At 71.7% G+C, this 19,500-nt stretch carries 12 protein-coding genes, 1 tRNA gene and 3 pseudogenes; 10 read left to right on the top strand and 6 right to left on the bottom strand.

The genetic code is table 11. From position 1 onward, the window contains the following. Positions 1 to 99 precede the first annotated feature (99 nt). The 3 genes from ACPCJR_RS06845 to ACPCJR_RS06835 all read left to right on the top strand — a co-directional run bounded on the left by ACPCJR_RS06845 (position 100) and on the right by ACPCJR_RS06835 (position 2,447). Entirely contained in the window at positions 100 to 1,449 is a 1,350-nt protein-coding gene (locus ACPCJR_RS06845) for a hypothetical protein (RefSeq protein ID WP_391511437.1), read from the top strand. Beyond that, a complete protein-coding gene (locus ACPCJR_RS06840; protein ID WP_391511438.1) occupies positions 1,446 to 2,102 on the top strand; it encodes a hypothetical protein in 657 nt (218 codons plus the stop codon). Before ACPCJR_RS06845 ends, ACPCJR_RS06840 begins: the two co-directional genes overlap by 4 nt. A 63-nt stretch (positions 2,103 to 2,165) precedes the next feature. Further along, positions 2,166 to 2,447: a hypothetical protein gene (locus ACPCJR_RS06835; protein WP_391511439.1), complete on the top strand. Its 282-nt coding sequence runs from the start codon at positions 2,166 to 2,168 to the stop codon at positions 2,445 to 2,447. 97 nt (positions 2,448 to 2,544) lie between these two features. Here ACPCJR_RS06835 and ACPCJR_RS06830 read toward each other — a convergent pair whose 3' ends face one another. Next, positions 2,545 to 10,923, bottom strand: coding sequence for an ExeM/NucH family extracellular endonuclease (locus tag ACPCJR_RS06830; RefSeq protein ID WP_391511440.1), 8,379 nt, complete (start codon positions 10,921 to 10,923; stop codon positions 2,545 to 2,547). Between the two features lie 334 nt (positions 10,924 to 11,257). Next, positions 11,258 to 11,461 (bottom strand): annotated as a pseudogene (locus tag ACPCJR_RS06825) (LysR substrate-binding domain-containing protein); the annotation flags it as partial. On the opposite strand from ACPCJR_RS06825, the pseudogene ACPCJR_RS06820 reads away from it, so the two are divergent. Both ACPCJR_RS06820 and ycaC read left to right on the top strand, forming a co-directional pair. Then, positions 11,417 to 11,737: pseudogene (locus ACPCJR_RS06820) on the top strand (SDR family oxidoreductase); the annotation flags it as partial. The pseudogenes ACPCJR_RS06825 and ACPCJR_RS06820 overlap by 45 nt on opposite strands. A 135-nt stretch (positions 11,738 to 11,872) precedes the next feature. After that, the gene (ycaC, locus tag ACPCJR_RS06815; protein WP_391511656.1) at positions 11,873 to 12,520 is read left to right on the top strand and encodes an isochorismate family cysteine hydrolase YcaC; all 648 of its coding nucleotides are present in this window, start codon (positions 11,873 to 11,875) and stop codon (positions 12,518 to 12,520) included. Positions 12,521 to 12,534: 14 nt separating this feature from the next. Here ycaC and ACPCJR_RS06810 read toward each other — a convergent pair whose 3' ends face one another. Further along, positions 12,535 to 13,437: a LysR substrate-binding domain-containing protein gene (locus ACPCJR_RS06810; RefSeq protein WP_110353263.1), complete on the bottom strand. Its 903-nt coding sequence runs from the start codon at positions 13,435 to 13,437 to the stop codon at positions 12,535 to 12,537. A 138-nt stretch (positions 13,438 to 13,575) separates the two neighbouring features. On the opposite strand from ACPCJR_RS06810, the gene ACPCJR_RS06805 reads away from it, so the two are divergent. After that, entirely contained in the window at positions 13,576 to 13,818 is a 243-nt protein-coding gene (locus ACPCJR_RS06805) for a hypothetical protein (RefSeq protein ID WP_391511441.1), read from the top strand. 47 nt (positions 13,819 to 13,865) lie between these two features. Continuing rightward, a complete protein-coding gene (locus ACPCJR_RS06800; protein ID WP_391511442.1) occupies positions 13,866 to 14,618 on the top strand; it encodes a sulfite exporter TauE/SafE family protein in 753 nt (250 codons plus the stop codon). A 25-nt stretch (positions 14,619 to 14,643) separates the two neighbouring features. On the opposite strand, the gene ACPCJR_RS06795 is transcribed toward ACPCJR_RS06800, so the two are convergent. Together ACPCJR_RS06795 and ACPCJR_RS06790 are read right to left on the bottom strand one after the other, a co-directional pair. Continuing rightward, complete coding sequence (locus ACPCJR_RS06795; RefSeq protein WP_391511443.1) at positions 14,644 to 15,507, bottom strand: AprI/Inh family metalloprotease inhibitor; 864 nt, start codon at positions 15,505 to 15,507, stop codon at positions 14,644 to 14,646. A 14-nt stretch (positions 15,508 to 15,521) separates the two neighbouring features. Then, positions 15,522 to 16,493 carry a 2-hydroxyacid dehydrogenase gene (locus ACPCJR_RS06790; RefSeq protein ID WP_391511444.1) on the bottom strand — a complete coding sequence of 324 codons (972 nt, stop codon included), beginning with the start codon at positions 16,491 to 16,493 and terminating at the stop codon, positions 15,522 to 15,524. Positions 16,494 to 16,787: 294 nt separating this feature from the next. Here ACPCJR_RS06790 and leuC point away from each other — a divergent pair, with 294 nt between their 5' ends. Next, the gene (leuC, locus tag ACPCJR_RS06785; protein ID WP_391511445.1) at positions 16,788 to 18,197 is read left to right on the top strand and encodes a 3-isopropylmalate dehydratase large subunit; all 1,410 of its coding nucleotides are present in this window, start codon (positions 16,788 to 16,790) and stop codon (positions 18,195 to 18,197) included. Positions 18,198 to 18,343: 146 nt separating this feature from the next. Beyond that, a tRNA-Leu gene (locus ACPCJR_RS06780) sits at positions 18,344 to 18,428 on the top strand. Positions 18,429 to 18,592: 164 nt separating this feature from the next. Here ACPCJR_RS06780 and ACPCJR_RS06775 read toward each other — a convergent pair. After that, positions 18,593 to 18,904 (bottom strand): annotated as a pseudogene (locus ACPCJR_RS06775) (integrase); the annotation flags it as partial. On the opposite strand from ACPCJR_RS06775, the gene ACPCJR_RS06770 reads away from it, so the two are divergent. Continuing rightward, on the top strand, positions 18,866 to 19,498 hold the full coding sequence (locus ACPCJR_RS06770) for a hypothetical protein (RefSeq protein ID WP_391511446.1): 633 nt from the start codon (positions 18,866 to 18,868) through the stop codon (positions 19,496 to 19,498). The pseudogene ACPCJR_RS06775 and the gene ACPCJR_RS06770 sit on opposite strands and share 39 nt — an antisense overlap. The last annotated feature ends 2 nt before the right edge of the window (positions 19,499 to 19,500 follow it).

Genomic DNA, 19,500 nt, shown 5'->3' with positions numbered 1-19,500 from the left:
GTCCGTTCGAGGTATTGCGCCGCGCCCGCCCGGAGCAGCGCCCCGGCCGACCACCCGACTCGAAGGCGGCGGAGCGAGGCGGACGAGCGGTGGGTCGGCATGCCGGCGCAGGTCGAGCGGGTGCAGTGTCCCGCAACCCAACCCCTGGCCATAACCGGTGCGATCCCGCGCACCGAGCCCCGTAACCCACGAGGTCCGACCCTGCCCGTCGTCCCTGCCCTCTCCGGCCGCCCGCCCGTTCCGGAGGCGCCGCTCACCTTCGAGGCCCCGCTCACCTTCGCGCACCGGGTCACCGGCAATCTGTACGCACAGAGGGTGCCGCTCGCGGCGCAGAGGCGGCGCATCCTCACGCTCGGCCTGCCGGTGGCGTGGTTTCTCATCCTGCTCGGCGCGGTCTCGGGCTGGGCGACGGCGGGCGGGCGCCGCACCCTGTCCGCATTCTGGCGCGACCTGTCGGACTTCGATCCGCTGCCGCTCGCCGCCTATCTCGGACTGGTCACGCTCGCCCTGCTCAGCTTCTACGCGCTCCACCCCTGGTTCGCCCGCCGCCGGGTGCGCGCCCTGATGGGACCGCCGGGCGGAGACGGCCACGATCCGGGCCCTCTGCCCGTGCGCTACCGGCTCGACGGCGCCGGGCTGACCCAGACCGCGCCGGATCTCGTGAGCTTCGTGCCGTGGCCGCGCATCGGCAGCCTCGCGGAGGACCGGCACCACCTCTTCCTCCCGACCGGGATCGGCGACGTCCCGGTCATCCTGCCCAAGGCGTCCCTGAGCCCGGAGACCGTCGCCGGCATCCGGCGCTGGGTGCAGGCCTGTGCCGACCGGACCGCGCCCACGCCGCCGCCCGAGCCGGCCGTGGGACCCGAGGCCGTGCGCGCCACGATGCGCCTGACCGCGGAGGAGCGGGTGCCGCTCATCCTGCGCGCGCTGGAAAATCCCTGGGCGCGGCGCGCCCGGCTCACCGGCGCCGCCGCGTGGCTCGTGGGCCTGACCCTGCTCTACCCCGTTCTGCTGGCGATGCTCTGGGCGGTCGATCCCTACCGGGTGCCGCTGTCCGAGGCGCTGCCGCTCTTCGCCGAGATGGTTGCGGGCGATCTCTGGAAGCCCGCCGCCTTCACCGCCGTGGTGATCGCAGGGTTCTTCGCGGTCCACCCCGCCGCGCGCCGCTGGCTCGCGCGGAGTCTCGCGAGCCAGCTCGAGGCCGAGGCGCCGCCCGGCGAGGCCGAGATCGTGATGGACGAGGCCGGCATCACGACCGTGAAGGACGGCGCCCACGCCCGTCTCGGCTGGCCGCTGTTTCGCCGGTGCGAGCGCGTCGGCGACCTGATGATCCTGCCGATGCGCTGGGACGAGGTGCTGCCCGTGCCGCTGCGGATCTTCGCGCCGGAGGCGCGCGCCCGCGCCGAGGCCCTGATCGAACGCCACCTCCCGGAGGCCCGCGCCCGATGACCGATTGTTTCCGACACGGCCGTGCGGCTCTTCTCCTGGCGTGCCTGCTCGCCATCGCTCCGGCCCGGGCCGAGGAGATGCCGAATTCCACCGAGGAACCCGCACCGGAGGCGAGCACCGACGGAGCCGAGCCCCTTCCGGGACCGACGACCCTGCGCCTCGACCAGGGCTTCGTGCTCGATCTGCCCGCGGGCTGGGTGCTGGAGGATGCCGACGATCCGCACGACGCCACCGGCCGGCGCGTCGTGCGGATCGTGTGCGAGACCCCGGCCTGCGCCCGCACCAAGGAGGCCTGCACCCTGCGCCTGCGCCTGAAGGCGGTCGAGGGCGAGGACGATGCGGCCCGCCTCGCCGGGCTCCACGCCTCGCCGTTCTCCCGCTACGTCCGCCTGCGCGCGGTCCTGAAGAGCACGAGTCCCGGCGCCTCCATCCGCCGCCCGCTCGGACCCGAGCGCTTCGGGACGCGCGACTGGATCGCCGTCGAGACCGAGGCGGCGCCGCGCTTCAAGTCGGGTCTGTTCGCCGAGACGGTGGTCGACAACCGCTATTTCGGTGCGATCTGCAAGACCTGCGAAACCGGCGCGGTCCGCCACGCCGCCGCGCGCGCCCTGCTGTCGAGCCTCCGGCGGGTGGAGCGATCCGCGGCGCGGTAGGCGCATCCGCGGAACACGGCCGTGCCGGCGCTGTTAACCTCGCCACCATCCGGGAGGAACAGCATGCGCATCATGGCGACGGCATCGGCGCTGACGGTCGCGACACTTCTGAGTGTCGGGACGGCCGAGGCGAAGGGATGCATCAAGGGGGCGATCATCGGCGGCCTCGCCGGGCATTACCTGGCGGAGCGCGGCGTGGTCGGCGCGGTGGCCGGCTGCCTGACCGGACGGGCCCTGGCGAACCGGCGGGCGCGGCGGGAGATCGAGTACGGGTCGCGCGTTCAGCCCCGCGGGGCCGGCTACGCGGCCCCGCAGGCCTACCCGCGCCGGGACTACCGCTACTGACCGCCGGCCCGGCCCGGGGGACCGCCCGCGCCGGGCGTTCGGCCCGGGCGCCGGCGGCCCTCCGCGATCGGACGGACCGGTGCGCCGCGCGGCCTCCTCAGCCGAGGGTGCCGCCGCCGAAGGTGCCGTCGGCGAAGGGGGAGCGGCCCTCGTAGAGCCCGTATTGCAGGAAGTGCTGCATCGGGTCGATCTTGGCCGCCGCCACGTCGGTATAGGTCGAGAGGTAGGTCGAGGAGTCGAAGCCGGCCGAGGGGTCGCGGCCCTCTTTCCAGCCGTACTGGTCGTAATGGGTGAGCGGGTTGAGGCCCGCCGCCTTCACGTCGCCGTAGGCCGCCAGATAGCCCTTGGTGTCGAACACCGCGTTCGGGTTGCGGCCTTCCTTCCAGCCGTTCTGCTCGAAGTGGCGGGCGGCGAAGGCGAAGGTGTCGCTGCCCACGGCCGCCCGCGCCACGTCCGTGTTGGCGAGCAGGTAGTATTCCGCGTCGAAGCCGCCGCGGATGTCGCCCGACCGCCCGACGGCGTCGTGGATCGCGCGGCCCTCGGCCTGGCCGTATTCGAGGTAGTGCTCGAGCGGGTCGATTCCGGCCGCCTTCACGTCCGCGTGGGTGGCCAGATAGAACTCGTTGTCGAAGCGGGCGCCGGGATCCCGGCCCTCCTTCCAGCCGCTCTGATCGTAGTGCTGGAGCGGGTTGACGCCCGAGGCCCGCACCTCCGGGTTGGCGGCGAGGTAGCCCGTCGTCGAGAAGAAGGCGTTCGGGTCGCGTCCCTCGCGGGCGCCGTAGGCGGCGTAATGCGCGTCGGCGTCCTGACCCGCCTGGAACACGTCCTTGTTGTGCGACAGGTAGAACAGGTCGTCCACCAGCGGCTGGCCGTCATCGACCACGATCGTCGCGTCCGAGAACAGGTAGCGCTCGAACCCGACGACGAGGTCGCGGCCCTCCGGTCCGGTGATGGCGGTGAAGCGGCCGGCGTCCTCGACGGTGACGGAGGCAAAGCTCGTGTTGAAGACGAGCGTGTCGTTGCCGCGCGCCGAGCCGGTCTGGCCGCCGATCAGGATGTCGTTGCCCGCGCTGTTGACGATGATGTCGTCGCCCGCGCCGCCCACGAGCCGGTCGTTGAAGGCCGTGCCCTGCAGCACGTCGTTGCCGCTCGTTCCGGTGCGGCTGACGCCGTTCTGGAGGATGGTGTCGCCGCGCACGGCGAGGTTCTGGATGCGGGTGTCGGCGGCCGGTCCCGTATCGGCCTGCCCGAACGGCGTCACGGCGTGGAACGCCTTGAGGTACTCGGCGAGCGCGTCCTGCTCGGAGCCCTGCGCCGCGAAGGTCGCCGCGTTCGGCAGGGAGGTCGGCGCGGCGCTGCTCAGCGCCACCCGGCTCTCGCCGTAGGCCGGGAAGGGGTAGTTGTCGCCGCCCAGGCCCGGGGCGGTGCTCGTGCCCGTGGTCAGGAAGTCGAGGGTCACTGTGCGGATGCCGCGGTTCGGATCGCCCACGAGCTGGCCGTCCCGGACCAGGGTGTCGAGGATGTAGCCGTCGGCATCGACGATCGCCGCCGAGACGATCCGCTGACCCTCGCGGGTCACGTTGCCGTTCACGTCCAGGGTCTGGGCCTGCCGGGTCGCGTCGAACGCGAAGCTGATGCCGCCGATCTGCGGGAAGGCGCCGGGCGTGGCGCCCGGGGCGACCGAGGAGACGGCGTGTTCGAGCACCCGCTCCAGCTCGGAGGCCGAGACCGTGACGAGGGCGAGCGCGTTGTTGAAGCGCAGCGAGTTGGTGACGTCGAGCTGCGAGATGTCGCCGGCCGCCTTGCCCGCCGTCGGGTTGGCCGCCGGAGGAAGCTCGGCGGTGCTGCCGCCGGTGGTCGAGAACGAGCCGATCGAGTCGCGGATGCCGCCGCCGTTCTTGATCGAGACGGTGACCGCGCCGTCGAACTGCTTGGCGTACCAGAGGTTGGCATCCGCCGTGAGGTTGCCGAGGTTGGTCTCCTCGGTACGGACCTCGCCGCGGCGGCCTTCCAGGTACACGCTGGAGCGGCCGAGGATGTTGCCGTCCTGCTGGCGGATGATGTCGGCGATGCCTGCGGTCTCCTGGATGCCGTCGTTGTTGACGTCGAGGCCCTCGATCACCTGCCGCACGAGGAAGCCCTTGGAGCCGGGCGTGAAGGCGGCGGCGGTCGAGCCGTAGAGCTGCGTCACCGTGGTGTCGTCCACCGCGACGGCGCCGGAGGTGGCCGGGTTGATCGAGTCGCGGATGACGTTGCCCTGGTCGTCGAAGGTGACGTTGAGGCGGCCGACATAGGCGTATTCGGAGGCGGTGTTGACGAGGGCCAGGGTCTGGCCGCTCGCGTTGGTGAAGAATTGCGGGTAGCCGCCGCCCGCCGTGTCGCCGGGCAGGAGCCGGTCGTCGGCATCGGCGAGCAGGGTGTGCGAGCCGCCGCCGATCAGCACGTCGACGTTGCGCAGGAGCGGGGCCAGCGCCTGCTCGTTGGCGAGCTGCTGCAGGTGCGTGCCGACGATCACCTTGTTGAGGCCCGGATTGGCCGCGAGCACCCGGTCGACCTCGGCGTTGATCTGGCTCGCGAGGAGCGCGATCTCGTCGCGGCCGGTGAAGCCGTCGAGGGTGACGTTGCCCAGCGTGGTCAGCAGCGGTTCGAGCTGCGTGGTGGCGCCGATGAAGGCGATCTTTTCGCCGTTCTCGACGATGACCGTGGAGCGGGCGATCTTGTCGGCGCCGGTGCCGGTCTGGGTCGAGGTCGGGCCGGTCTGAGCGAAGGTCGCGAGATCGCCGTCGCGGTGGACGAGGCCCGACAGGGCCGCCTCGCGGGAGAAGTTCAGGTTCACCGACAGGTAGGGGAAGAGCGCGCCGACCCAGGTGTCGTCGGCCGCGCCGGCCGCCGTGCCGAGATTGGCGCCGATGATGTTGGCGACCTCCGTCGGGCCGGCATCGAACTCGTGGTTGCCGAACACCGCCGCCTGGACGCCGATGATGTTCTGGATGGTGATGTCGGCCCGCCCCGGCGAGGCGGCCAGCCGCCCGTAGGCGGCCGCGCCGGAGAGCCCGAAGAACTGGTTGTAGACCCCGTTATAGGTCGCCGCCATCTGCGGGTCGGCGCCCGCGATGTAGAACGGGCTCGGAATCCAGCCGTCGCCGGTCGAGAGCGTGATCGAGTTCGGCGTCGTGTCTTCGAGCCGGTCGACGATGGCCGCGAAGTTCGCCGCGCGCTGTGTCGCGAGCAGCCCGCCCTCCCAGTCGGAGGCGTGGAGGATCTGGAGCGTGTAGGTCATCGGTTTGGCCTGCTCGGTCGAGAAGTCGAGACGGTCTTGGGGGATGGCGGCCGAGGCGTTGCCGGCGGCGTCCGTGAAGGCGCCGGCCGGCACGATCACGTCGTAGGCGGTCCCGGGCCGCAGGTCGGCGCTCGGGTTGATCGTGACGGTGTCGCCCGCGATCGCGACCTGCACGGTGTCAGCGACCGCGATGGTGCGCACGTCGCCCGCGCCGTCGGTGAGGGTGATGCTGCCGGTGCCCGCCCGGACCGCCTCGCTGAAGCGCAGGACGATGTCGGCGTTCACCGCCACCCCCGCGGCGTCGTCGGCGGGTGTGGAGGACACGAGGACCGGAGCCCTCTGGTCGAGGCGCAGGCCGACGAGGACCGGGTCGTGATCGGATTCCCGGGCGGGTGAGCGGCCGTCGAAGTCGCTGGGCGAGCGGCCGAAATCGAGGTTGTAGTCGATCGCGTCCGCCTCGTCGGCGTTGATGTGCCACTCGGTGACGCCGGTGACCTGCCGGTTCAGGCTCCCGATGGCGAAGGCGTGGTCGAGCGCGCCGTAGGCCCCGTCGAAGACGTAGGAATAGGGGTTGGCGAGGCGGTCCTCGGCGAGGTTGGTGAACCCGCCCGCCTTGAGGATGTCGAGGGCATCCTCCTTGATGTAGGCGTTGAAGTCGCCGAGCAGGATCGCGTCGCTGTCGCCCGTCCCCGTCGGCCGCAATGCCACCCACTGGGCGAGGGCCGTGGCCGCCAGTTCGCGCTGCTGCTGCCAGCCGCCCTGGCCGTCGCCCTGGTCGGCATCCGCGCCCGTGCCGGCACCGCTCTTCGACTTGAAGTGGTTGATGATGGCGGTGAAGTCCTCACCCGTGGCGATCTCGTTGAAGGTCACCGCGAGCGCGGCGCGGCTGGTATTGGCGCCGTTGAAGATGTGCCCGATCGTGCTCTGCTGCAGCAGGGCCGGGTTGAAGGCCGCCACGTCGGCGTCGTCGAGCCGCTCGATCGTGGTGTTCATCGCCACGCTGACCTTGCTCGGCTTGTAGATGAAGCCGACCGCGATCGCGTCGCCGCCGAGGAACTGGCCCTGATCGAGCTGGGCGCCCGGATTCACGTAGGCGTAGGTGCCGGCGCCCGCGCGCAGGTTGAGCTGCCCGACGAGGTATTCCAGCGCGTTGCCGGGGTCGCCCGGGCGGAACTGGTTCTCGATCTCGGTCAGGCCGAGCACGTCCGCCCCGGTGCCGATCAGCGTCGTGACGAGCTTCTCGGTCTGCCGGTCGAGTTCGGTTGCGCTGTTCGCGCCGCGCGGCGCGAGACCGATCGCGGTGCGGGCGGCCGAACCGGTGTCGAGGGTGGTGAAGTAGTTGAGGACGTTGAGGCTGCCGACCTTGAGCGTGCCGCCGACCGGATCGGGCTCGGCGGGGCGCGGGTTGGCCGTGACGAAGCGGTTGTCGCCGTCGTCGATGGCCCGCACCCGGTAGGCGCCGGTCGGGCCGAAGCCGAGGGTGCCGATGAGCCCGGTCACGGTGTCGCCCATGCGCGGGGCGGTTCCCGTGCCGTAGGTGGGGCCGAAGCCGTCGAGCCACTCGATCGGCTGGTTCTGGGCGTTGAGGCCGTCGTCGTAGGTGATCGAGCGCGCCGCCGTCTGGGCGAGATAGGCGGCGTAGGCGGCCGCGTTCGGCTCGAACGCGTTGGTGAAGGTCTCGGTCCGTCCGCCGGCGGCGAGGCGGATCTCGTTGAAGCGGTCGAGGTTGAACTGCTCGGTGATCGTCAGCGTCTGGGGCAGGCGGACCAGCATGCCCTCGTAGCGCTCAAGGTCGGGCTGCGCGGTCGTGCCGGTGCCGATGACGCCCGCCGCCGGCAGGTCGACGGCGACCGCCGAGGCTTTGACCTCGGCCGGGCTCAGCGCGCCGGCCCGTACCACCTGGATCGCCGCCGCGTTGGAGACGGTGATCTGGGTCTCGCCGTTGAACTCGGTGACCGTGCCGGTGACACGGACCCGGTCGCCCTCGTTCACGTCGACGAGGCGGTTGCCCGTGCCCTCGTAGACGAAGACGCCCTCGGAGGTGAGCGGGTTGCCGTCCTGATCGGCCGCCTCCTCCTGCAGGGTGAAGCCGCCGAGGTTGCGCCGGGCGTCGGCGTCGCCGTTCTGGAAGTCGCCGACGACGATCGCCTCGACGATCACGGTCCGGCCGACGAGCGGGCTCGCCGCTCCCGCGCCCTGCACCGCCGAGATCAGGGTCACGTCGTCGTTGACGATGGTGCCCGTGGCGGTGCCCGCCGCAGCGCGCACGGCCGCGGCGATGCCGGGCTGGTCCGAACCCGCCGTGCGCAAGGTCAGGGCGAAGGTCTCGTCGGCCTCCGGCACGGCGTCCGCCTGGACGCGGACGCTGACCTGCGCGGAGGCGGCCCCGGCGGGGATCGTGCCCGCGATCGTCAGCGGCAGGGCCGGCGCGCCGGAAAAGTCGGCGGCATTGGCCGCGTTGGCGCCGCTGCCGGTGAGTTCGGCGGTGAAGGTGACGGCGCCCAGGGTGCCGTTGCTGCGCTCGACCGTGAAGGTGAACACGGTCTCGCCCGTGTCGCCCTCGGCCCGGCTCACCGCGAGCGCGTTCGCGGAGAAGGCGACCTCCTGGGTGAAGCCCTGGGGCAGGGCCGCGTAGAGGACGACGCCGCCATTGGCGACCTCGTTGGCACTGACGAGGAGCGGCGTGCCCGTCGGGTTGCGGTCGGCGGCGATGAAGGTGAGCACCTCCGGGCCGAGATCCGTGGTCGCGCCCGGCTGGGGCGGGACGTAGGAGACGTAGGACGCGTTGGCCGGATCGGTCACGTCGTAGACGATGACGCCGCTCTGCCGCTCCAGGCCGACGAAGGCGTAGGTCCGCCCGTTGACGGTGCCGATCGTGATGCCCTCGGGCTCCGGCCCCTTGTTGTCCGAGCGGTCGTCCGGCGTGTTGCCGGTGACCTGATCGTTGTTGAACCGCTCCGGCGCGATCTGCGCGAAGATCTTCTCGAACTCGCCGCCGGTCTCGCGCACCTTGGTGATCGTGCCGTCGGCGTTCTGGCGGAAGATCGAGAGGCCGCGCCCGCCCAGCGTGTGGAGCTGGTCGATGACGCCGTCGCCGTTGGTGTCGCCCGTGCGCAGCAGGACGTTGAGGCGGGCATAGGCCGGATCGGCCTTCAGAGCCTGAAGCTCCGGCGTGAGGCGGTTGTTGGCGATGCTGCTGAGGCGCGCCACGTCGCCCCCGTCGTCGACGCCGCCGATGACGCGCTGGTCGCCCTCGTTGGCCGTGACGAAGTAGGTCGCGCCGCCGGTCGAGAAGCTCGCCACCGCGTCCGGCTGGAGCAGGCCGTAGATCGGGGCGTTGGCGGGCGTGCTGGCGATGCGGATCGCCGTGCCGCCGCCGGCGCCGTCCCGGTCGGAGGCGTCGAACTCGTTGCCCGCCAGCGAATGGTTCACCGACCCGAGCGGCTGGATCGCGATGGGGGCCGTGCCGGGATTGGTCAGATCGATGACCGCGACGCCGTTCACTTCCTGCAGGGTGACGTAGGCGAAGCGGTTGTCGGGGGAGATCGCGATGTATTCCGGCTCGATGTCGGCCGCGGCCGATTTGCCGGGGGTGAGGGCGAGGCCGCGGGCGCGCAGGGCGTCCTCGCTGCCGTTCAGGCCCTCGAAGCCGACGGTGGCGACCACCGACGCGGCAGCCGCGCCGCCCGACACGTCGATGATCGAGACGCTGCCGACGGGGTTGCTGGCGGCGCTCGCCTGCTCGCCCTCGTTGGCGACGAGGAGCCGGGTGCCGTCGCGGGTGAACACGATCTGATCGGGGCCGACGCCGACGGGAATCGAGCGCAGCAGGGTGCCGGCGCCGTCGAACAGGGCGACCCGGCCCGGCTGGTCGCCCGCCGCGTCGGCATAGGCCACCGCCACGATCCCGTTCGAGACGGCGACCGAATTCACCGACCCGTAGCGCTCGAGGCCCGCGAGCGCGATCTCGCCGGTCTTCTCCAGCCCGCCCGCCGAGGAGATCGCCACGATCTCGATGCGGTTCTCGCCGGTGTTCTGGATGTAGAGCCGGTTCGCGGCGGCGTCGTAGGCCACGACCTCGGCGTTCGGGGACGCGGTGGTCGCCGGATCGTTCGTGGCGGCGAAGGCGCCCAGGCGCACCAGGTTGAGGGCGTTGGTGGCGACGGGGGCCGCCGTGGCGGTCGCGCCCGAGAGCCCCTGCAGGGAGGGGGCGGCGTCGTAGACCGTGATGCCGTTGATCCGCAGCCCGGCATCGTCGTTGAGGATGGTGCCCGTGCCCTCGCCGTCGGCGACGCTCGCCCCTCTGACGTTCCGCACGGCGAGGGTGAAGGTCTCGGACGCCTCGTCGCGCGTATCGCCGATCAGGTCGACCGTGACGCTGGTCCGGCTCTCGCCCGCCGCGATGGTCAGGCCCGTGAGGCTGCGCGCCACGTAATCCGTGCCGGCCGTCGCGCTGCCGTCGGCGGTGGCGACGTCGAAGGTCACGCCGCCCGTGGGGGCCGGTGCATCCAGGGAGACCGTAAAGGTGAGCTGCGTGCGCCCGGCATTGCCCTCGGCGGCCTGGACGTCGTTGATCGACAGGGCGGGCAGGACCTGCTCGGGGGTGACCGTGAAGGCCGCGTAGCTCCGGTCGCCGATGCGGCTTGCGTCGTCCTGGCGCCAGGAGCCGGCGGTGCCGATCGCGGCGAGCAGCGACTCGCGCGTGCCCGTCAGCGGACCCGCATAGGTGCCGTTGTCGGCCGGTAGCGCGATCGCGGTCCGGCCGAGTACGAGGCCGGGCGGCAGCGCCGAGGTGCTGGCATTGGTCGCGTCGGCGGCGAAGCTGGCGTTGTCGTCGGCGAAATCGATGGCGTAGAGGAAGGTTGGGCCGGTCGCCGGCCCCTGATAGGCGATGATCTGATCGCCCGAGGCGTTGAGCGCGAAGTTCGCCGCGGTGAAGACGGGGGCGTTCGGGCCGCCCGCCGTGCCGTCGGTGGTCGGGCGGATCACCGTGCCGGCCGCGAGCGCGGTCGGGGCCGTGTAGATGTAGCTGCCCTCGCCGCCGCGGAAGCCGCCGGCCGCGGTCCAGCCGTTGTCGGTGAAGGTGATCGCCGTCCCCGCCTCGATGTCGCGCAGGACGACGAAGGCGAAATCGTCCGGATTGTCCGCATCGTACCCGACCAGCGCGATGTCGCCGGCGGCAAGCGAGGTGGCCATGTACGACTCCAGACGGCTGTCGCGGGCCGGTCTCAGGACGGCCCCTGCGCAGCGAAGCAGAAGGATCGGTCGCGGGCCGGATCGCGAGCACGCGCCGCCGTTCGCGATCACACCGGGAGAGCGGTGATCGCGGCACGGAGACGGAGTGCTTCGGCGGATGGCCGGCCCCGCTTTCCGCTACGGTCGCCACATCACAGGACTGTGAAACTTTGCCGACTGTTCGCGATTTCCCTGCATCCCCGCCGATCGACTTCCTCGCCGATCGACTGTTGCAAGTCTTTCGCTTGCGCGCCGAACCCGGTCTTTGCCGGATCTGACGTTCGATGAACCGGCGCTACGGCCCCGACGGCCGGTAGCGCGGAGCCTCGACCGGGACGGCGAAGGCGGCGGCGTGCTGACGCCGGCTCGGATCGTACAGGTGATAGCCGGAGAACGGCTCGCACCAATCCGCCAGAACCCGCTCGAGCCTGCCCCGGGTCAGGTCGTCCTGCACTTGACCCTCGGGCAGGTAGGCCAGCCCGAACCCGGCCAGGGCGGCGCCATCGTCGACACCTCCTCCGGTGCCGGGGTGATCGGCCTCACCGAGGCGACCGCCCTCGACGATGCGGCCCGCAACATCCGGGTGAACGCGATCTGCCCCGGCATCGTCGATACGCCGCTGATGCCGCGCTTCACCGGGGGAACCCCGGACGGGGTGGTGCGGGTCGTGGCTCAGGAGCCGGTCGGACGGATGGGCCGGCCCGAGGAGATCGCGGCGGCCGTCCTCTATCTCTGTTCCGGGCCGGCGGCCTTCGTCGTCGGGCATCCTCTGGTCGTCGACGGGGGCAGACCTTTTGATCGTATTTTGAGAAATAATCCGTTTCCATCGTTTCTGTTTCTCGGCGCTGTGCGGCGGGGCATTCTCTCGTCACCGGCACAGCGCCGCCGCGCAGCACCGACGGAGACGACCATGAGCAAGCCTTATAAGCGCCTCGACCTCGACCAGGCCGTGGTCCTGCTCGTGGATCATCAGGCCGGGCTGATGTCGCTCGTGCGCGACGTCGATCCGGACCGCTTCAAGAACAACGTGCTCGCGGTGGCCGACCTCGCCGCCTATTTCGCGCTTCCCACCATCCTGACCACCAGCTTCGAGGACGGCCCCAACGGCCCGATCATGCCGGAGCTGAAGGCGAAGTTTCCCGACGCGCCCTTCATCGCCCGTCCCGGCCAGATCAACGCCTGGGACAATCCCGATTTCGTCGCCGCGGTGAAGGCGACCGGGCGCAAGCAGCTCATCATCGCCGGCGTCGTCACCGAGGTCTGCGTCGCCTTCGTCGCCCTCTCGGCCATCGCCGAGGGCTACGAGGTCTTCGCCGTCACCGACGCGTCGGGCACCTTCAACCCGGTGGTGCGCGACGGGGCCTGGAACCGGATGTCGGCGGCCGGCGTCCAGCTCGTGAACTGGTTCGCCGTGGCCTGCGAGCTGCACCGCGATTGGCGCCGGGACGTCGAGGGGCTGGCCTCGCTCCTGTCGGACCACATCCCCGACTACCGCAACCTGATGACGAGCTACGCGGCGCTGAAGGGGACGATCCCGCCATCGACGCACGGCGCCTGACTCCGCGGCGGTGTTCAGGCGGGCGCGGCGCCCAGATGCGCCGCGAGATGCTGCACGAGGCTGCGGGCATGGGGCGGCAGGGCGGCGATGCTGCGGGCGCACAGGGTCAGGCGGCGCAGGGCCCAAGGCTCGTCGATGGCGATCGAGCGGATCGCCATCGTCTCGCCCGCGCGCCGGGCCGCGGCCTCGGGCACGATGGCGACGCCCACGCCCCGCTCGACCATCCGGCAGACCGCGTCGAGTCCGTTCAGGCGCACCCTCAGCTTGAACGGCCGGCCGGCCCGGGCCGCGTGCGTGGCGAGATGGGCCTGGAGCGCGCGGTTGTGGCTCAGCCCGACCAGGGGTTCGTCCAGCACCTCCCGGAACGCGACGCCGCTTCGCTGCGCCAGGGCGTGCCCCTCCGGCACGACGAGGACGATCCGGTCGAGGCAGAGCGGCAGGGTCTCCAGGGCGCCGAGATCGGTGGTGTCGGCGACGATGCCGATATCGGCAAGCCCCCCGGCAAGCGCATCGACGGTCTCGCGGCTGGTGCGCTCCTCCAGATCGATGTCGATGGTCGGGTGGGCGGCGAGGAAGCCGGACAGCGCGTCGGGCAGGAAGGCCGCGACCGCCGCCGTGACCGACAGCAGCCGGACATGGCCGCGCAAGCCGTGGGCGTACTGGCCGAGTTCCCCGCGCATCTGTTCGAGCTGGCCCAGCACGAGCCGGGCGTGGTGGACCACGGCGAGGCCCGCGGGCGTCGGCCGCACCCCGCGGGGATGGCGCTCCAGCAGCGGCACGCCGCCCGCCAGCTCCATGCCGCGGATGCGCTCGCTCGCCGAGGCGAGCGCCAGCCCCGCCCGGTCGGCGCCGCGCGTGATGCTCTCGGCCTCGACGACGTGGAGAAACAGGCGCAGATCGGTCAGGTCGAAGCGCATGCCTCATGCTTCCAGCGGAAGGCGGCTTCGGGCAAGGGGTTCAGGCAAGGGCTTCGGGCAAAGGCTTCGGCTCATCCGAAGGCTATCCGGGGCCACTTCCGCATTGTCGCGCGCCGTCACCATGCCAGACTCGAGGTCATGGCACGCAATGCACACACGACGACGCGCCCGGGCGTCGGCCTGCTCGAAGGCGCGGCGCTCCTCCTGGCGGCCGTGACCGCGCTGACCGCCCTCGCCCGCTCCGAAGCTGCCGCACCGGCCTGCGGCGCCGCGCTGGCACCCCTCCCGTCCTCCCAGGCCGGACCGGCAGCGCGCGCATCCGCCGCCGCGGAGCCGGCGGATCACGACGCCCGGTTGCGCGACATGCTGCTTCACGACTGAGCCGACCCCTCCCCCTTTTCGCGTCATTTCGAGCCGCAGGACTGCCCATGTCCTTCACCCTGGACCCGCTCTCCCTCGCTGTCGCCGCCTCGGCCTTCCTGCTCGCCGGCTTCGTCAAGGGCATGGTCGGGCTCGGCCTGCCGCCCGTCGCCATGGGCCTCCTGAGCCTCGTCATGGCGCCGGTCCAGGCCGCGGCGCTGCTGGTCGTGCCCGCCTTCGTGACGAATGTCTGGCAACTCGCGGCCGGGCCCCGCTTCGGCGTCCTCCTGCGCCGCCTCTGGCCGATGCTGGCGGCGAGCGTGGTCGGCACGCTGGCGGCGGCCGCGATCCTGCACGGCCATTACGGCGTCGAGGCCACCGTCTTCCTAGGCCTCGCCCTCATCGCCTACGCCGTGGTCGGCCTCGCCGCCCTGCGGCTGCACGTACCGCCCGCGGCGGAGCGCTGGCTCGGCCCGCTCGTCGGCGTCGCGACGGGGCTGGTGACGGCGGCCACCGCCGTCTCCTCCTTTCCCTCCGCCCCCTATCTCGGCGCGCTCGGACTGACCAAGGACGACCTGATCCAGGCCTTGGGCCTGTCCTTCACGGTCTCCACCCTGGCGCTGGCGGTCGCGCTGGCGGGCGGGGGCGCCCTCTCGCCGGGCATCGCGGGCGTCTCGCTGATCGCTCTCGTCCCGGCACTGCTCGGCATGGTGCTCGGCGGCTGGGTGCGGGGCCGGGTCAGCGAGCGGGTGTTCCGGCGCTGCTTCTTCGTCGGCCTGCTGGGGCTCGGCCTGCACCTCGCCCTGCGCCCGCTCCTTTGAGAGCCCGCCGGACGCCGCCCTCCCCCTACGGCTCCACCTTCCGCAGGACGAAGGCGACGCCGATCTCGGGATCACGCCGCCAGCGCCCGTCCCCGGTCGCCACGAGGTTCACCGCGTGGCCGCGCCGCGCCTTGAGGGTGAGGTGGCCGTTGGCGAAGCGCCAGCTCACCGGATCGAACACCGTGATCCCGCTGTCGCGACAATCCGGCTGCAGCCGGACGGGCGCCGCTTCCCGCTCGGTCCCGGCGGACCCCGCGAGTTCGATGCGGCAGACATCCTTCTGCGTGGCCCGGTCCAGGGCGTAGAGGCCCGGCGCCGGCCCCTCCGGCGGGGGCGCGGGCGCCGCAGCCTCCGCCGAGGCCGCCGGCGCGGGCGATCCCGCTGCGGCGGCCGGGTCGGGCGGCCGCATCGCCGCGATCTGAAGCGGCACGAGGTTGTAGCGCTCGCCGTTCTCGGCGCTCGCCCCGAGGCTCATCCCGTCCGGGTTGCGGGAGAAGGCGAGCAGGGGCCGCGCGTTGCGGTCCACGAGGCGGATGCCCTCGCCCGGAAACAGCCAGCCGGTGATCCCGGCCATGAGCGGCAGCGCCCGGCGGCAGCCGGCGGGAAAGCGCACGACCCGCCCGCTCGGGCCGGTATCTGTCGCGAGCGTCAGCACGCAGCGGCGGTTGCCGCCGGCGAGCGAGAGATCCCAGGTGCCGGCGGCTCCCGCCAGCGTCTCGGGCAGCGTCGCGAGGCCCGCCGGTGCGGGCGCGCCCTCCGCGGGTGCGGGGGCGGCCGGAGCCGGCTCGGTGACGGGCACATCCGGCGCGGGGGACGTGTCCTGCCCGCGGGCGGCCTGCCCCGTCAGGGCCAGCGCCGCCAGCGCCCCCGCGACCACCCATCGTCCCATCCTCGGCCCCCTCGTCATCGCCCGCTCCAGGGCGTCTCGGGGACCGGCGTCACCGGGCCCTTGCCGTCGAACCAGGACAGCAGGTTGTCGCCGAGCATCCGGGCCATGGCCGCGCGGGTGTAGTGCGAGCCCGAGCCAACATGCGGCAGCAGCACCGTCTGGTCGAGGTCGATCAAGTCCTGCGGCACGTGCGGCTCGTTGGCGAACACGTCGAGCCCCGCCCCGTGGATCGTCCCCGCCGTCAGGGCGGCGACCAGCGCCGCCTCGTCGATCACGCTGCCGCGGGCGATGTTGACGACGATGCCCTCGGGCCCGAGCGCGGCCAGAACCGCGGCATCGACGATCCCGTTCGTGCCCGGCCCGCCGGGGGCGGCCACGATGAGCACGTCCACCGCCCGCGCCAGCCCGAGCAGGCTGTCGTGATAGGCGTAGGCCACGTCGGCCTGGGGCGTGCGGCCGTGATAGGCGATCGCGACGCCGAACCCTTCGAGCCGTTGGGCGATGGCCCGCCCGATCCGCCCGAGCCCGAGGATGCCGACCCGGCGCTCCCGCAGGCTGGTGGTGAGCGGGAAGCTCCCCTCCCGCCAGCGCCCGGCCCGCAGGTAGCGGTCTGCCTGCGGGATGCGGCGCAGGGTGGCGAGCAGCAGCCCCACGGCGAGGTCGGCGACCTCGTCGGAGAGCACGTCCGGCGTGTGGGTGACGACGATGCCCCGGCGGCGGGCCTCGCCCACGTCGATGGTGTCGTAGCCGACGCCGAAGCTCGCCACGATCTCGAGCTGCGGCAGCCGGTCGAACAGGGCGGCGCCGATCGGGCACATCGCCCCGACCGCGAGCGCCCGGATGCGCGGGCCGACCGCGTCGAGGAAGGCCTCGCGGTCGGGCGCCTCCTCCATCCGGTGCAGCCGGAACCGCCCGGAGAGCCGCTCGGCCACGTCGGGGCGGGTCTGCCGGATCAGCAGGATCTCGGGCGTCTCGTCTGGCGGCACCGGCTCACGGCCTCAAGGAGGAGATCACGGGGGCGATCGTTGGGCGATCGTAGGAGGGAAAACCGGAGTAATGCCGCGCCGCGCCCCGGTCCAGCGGCCGGCCGGCGCCGAGGCCGCGGCGCGATCGAAACGCGGCAAACCTGTCATGTGCGCAGCCGCCCTTCCGAAATCGGCCGGAGCGCATTACACATGGGTCTCTTCCGGATCCTCCCTGCCGTCCGGCCGCGCGCGATGCGGCCCGGCGGGGGCGTCGTCCGTGACGGAGCCCTTCAAACCCCGCAAGACACCCGCATCATGACCGCGCCGCGCACCCTCTACGACAAGATCTGGGACGACCACGTCGTCGATGTCGAGCCGGATGGCTCCGCCCTCCTCTACATCGACCGCCACCTCGTGCACGAGGTGACGAGCCCCCAGGCCTTCGAGGGGCTTCGCGTCGCCGGCCGCCGGGTGCGCGCGCCGCACAAGACGCTGGCGGTGGTCGATCACAACGTCCAGACCTCGGACCGCTCCAAGGGCATCGAGGATCCCGAGAGCCGCACGCAACTCGAGGCTCTGGCCGAGAACGTGCGCGACTTCGGCATCGAGTTCTACGATGCGCTCGACCAGCGCCAGGGCATCGTCCACATCATCGGGCCGGAGCAGGGCTTCACCCTGCCGGGCCAGACGATCGTCTGCGGTGATTCCCACACCTCGACCCACGGCGCCTTCGGCGCGCTGGCCCACGGCATCGGCACCTCGGAGGTCGAGCACGTGCTCGCCACGCAGACGCTGATCCAGCGCAAGGCCAAGAACATGCGGGTGACCGTCGACGGCACCCTGCCCCCGGGCGTCAGCGCCAAGGACATCGTGCTGGCGATCATCGGCGAGATCGGCACCGCCGGCGGCACCGGCCACGTCATCGAGTATGCCGGCGAGGCGATCCGCGCCCTCTCGATGGAGGGCCGGATGACGATCTGCAACATGTCGATCGAGGGCGGGGCGCGGGCCGGCATGGTCGCCCCCGACGCGACGACCTACGCCTACGTCAAGGATCGCCCGAAGGCGCCCAAGGGCGCCGCCTTCGACGACGCCCGGCGCTACTGGGAGAGCCTCGTCAGCGACGAGGGCGCGCATTTCGACCGGGAGATCCGCCTCGACGCGGCCAACCTCCCCCCGCTGGTCTCCTGGGGCACGTCGCCTGAGGACATCGTCTCGATCCTCGGCACCGTGCCCGACCCGGCGCGGATTTCCGACGAGAACAAGCGTCAGTCCAAGGAGAAGGCGCTGGCCTATATGGGCCTGACGCCGGGCACCCGGATGACCGACATCACCCTCGACCGGGTCTTCATCGGCTCCTGCACCAACGGCCGGATCGAGGATCTGCGCATCGTCGCGAAGATGGTCGAGGGCCGCAAGGTCCACGAGGGCGTCTCGGCGATGGTGGTGCCGGGTTCCGGCCTGGTGAAGGCGCAGGCCGAGGCCGAGGGGATCGACCGCATCCTGAAGGATGCCGGCTTCGACTGGCGCGAGCCCGGCTGCTCGATGTGCCTGGGCATGAACCCGGACAAGCTGCGGCCGGGCGAGCGCTGCGCCTCGACCTCGAACCGCAACTTCGAGGGCCGTCAGGGCCCGCGCGGGCGCACCCACCTCGTTTCCCCGGCCATGGCGGCGGCGGCGGCGGTGGCCGGCCGCTTCGTCGACATCCGCGCCTGGCGCGGCTGAGACGGACCGCGCGGCGCGGGCCTGTTGCCCCTGCGCCGCGCTCGAAGCCCGCTTCGGGATTTTTGGCAGCCGGCGGCGAAACAGCGATTGACGCCCCCGCCGCCGCCGCCTAAACGAACCCCATCGCCGACCGGCAACGGTCCGGCGCCCAGGTGGCGGAATTGGTAGACGCGCTGGTTTCAGGTACCAGTCTTGCAAGAGGTGAAGGTTCGAGTCCTTTCCTGGGCACCATCTGATCTCCAAGTTGTTGAGATCCTTGGTCTTCTAAGTTTCGATCCCGTACCTTCGAAGGGTGCGGGATTTTTTCTTGCCTGACGCGCCAGCTTCGCCCGGTTGGCGGTTCGCGTGTAGATCACGCTTTCCCGGCTTCCATCGGCCCATCCGAACAGCGCGTTGAGCTGCGCCTCCGTGGCGCCGTCCTCGGCCGCGCGGCGGGCTCCGGCCTTGCGCAGACCGTGCGCAGAGCCGGGGCAACCGGCTGTACGGCAGACCTTGCCGAACCACGTGCCGAACGACTCCTTGGTGAAGGGCCGGCCGCGCTCGGTCGCGATAAAGGTCAGTTCACCCGTTGGGGTCGCGGCGATCGAGGCGGCCAGCGCCCGTCGGATCGGCGCGACCACGACCATGCCCGTCTTCTCCGTTCGAATCGTGAAGTCGCCCCCACGGACGTGCGGCCGCCCGAGACGCACGGCATCGCCGCGGCGCAGGCAGGTGTAGAGGAGCAGGTCGAAGGCGAGGCGCTGACGGGTGCCGAGCGGCCAGTGCGCCTCGAAGCGGGCCAGCTCCTCCTCCGTCCAGGCGTGGAAGCCTTCATCGTCGTTGGAGCCGGACAGGGGTTTCACGCGGAGCGTCGGGTCGGCTTCGTCACCGACATCCACCACGATGCCCTCGACACCGGCCATGGACCGCGGAAGCGGGAGGCTCGGGATCGACCGGTGTCGCTGCCGAAGAAGTGCCCGTCCTGTGCCTTCCTGAAGCCAGCGAAGACCCCGATCTGTCCCGCTTGCGGCTTCAAGCCGGAGCACCAGAGCAAGATCCGGTGCGAGGAGGGTAACCTCGTCGAGATGAAGTGCGAGCGTGCGAAGGCCAAGGTCGAGGAGAAGATCGCCCTGTTCGGCCAGCTGAAGCTGTACGGCCGCCGCCGCGGCTACGCCCCGGGCTGGGCCGCGCACCAGTTCAAGGAATTCACCGGTGTTTGGCCCAACCGCTACCAGCACGCACCGGAATGTGAACCGGAGCGACGCATCCTCGGCTGGTTGAAGTCCAAACAGATCGCCTCGGCCAAACGGAGGACCGCCTGAGC

Source organism: Methylobacterium sp. NPDC097929 (genome assembly GCF_049543375.1).
GTDB lineage: Bacteria > Pseudomonadota > Alphaproteobacteria > Rhizobiales > Beijerinckiaceae > Methylobacterium.
Note: the sequence above shows the minus strand (reverse complement) of the source record. Positions and strands in the feature narration are given on the sequence as shown.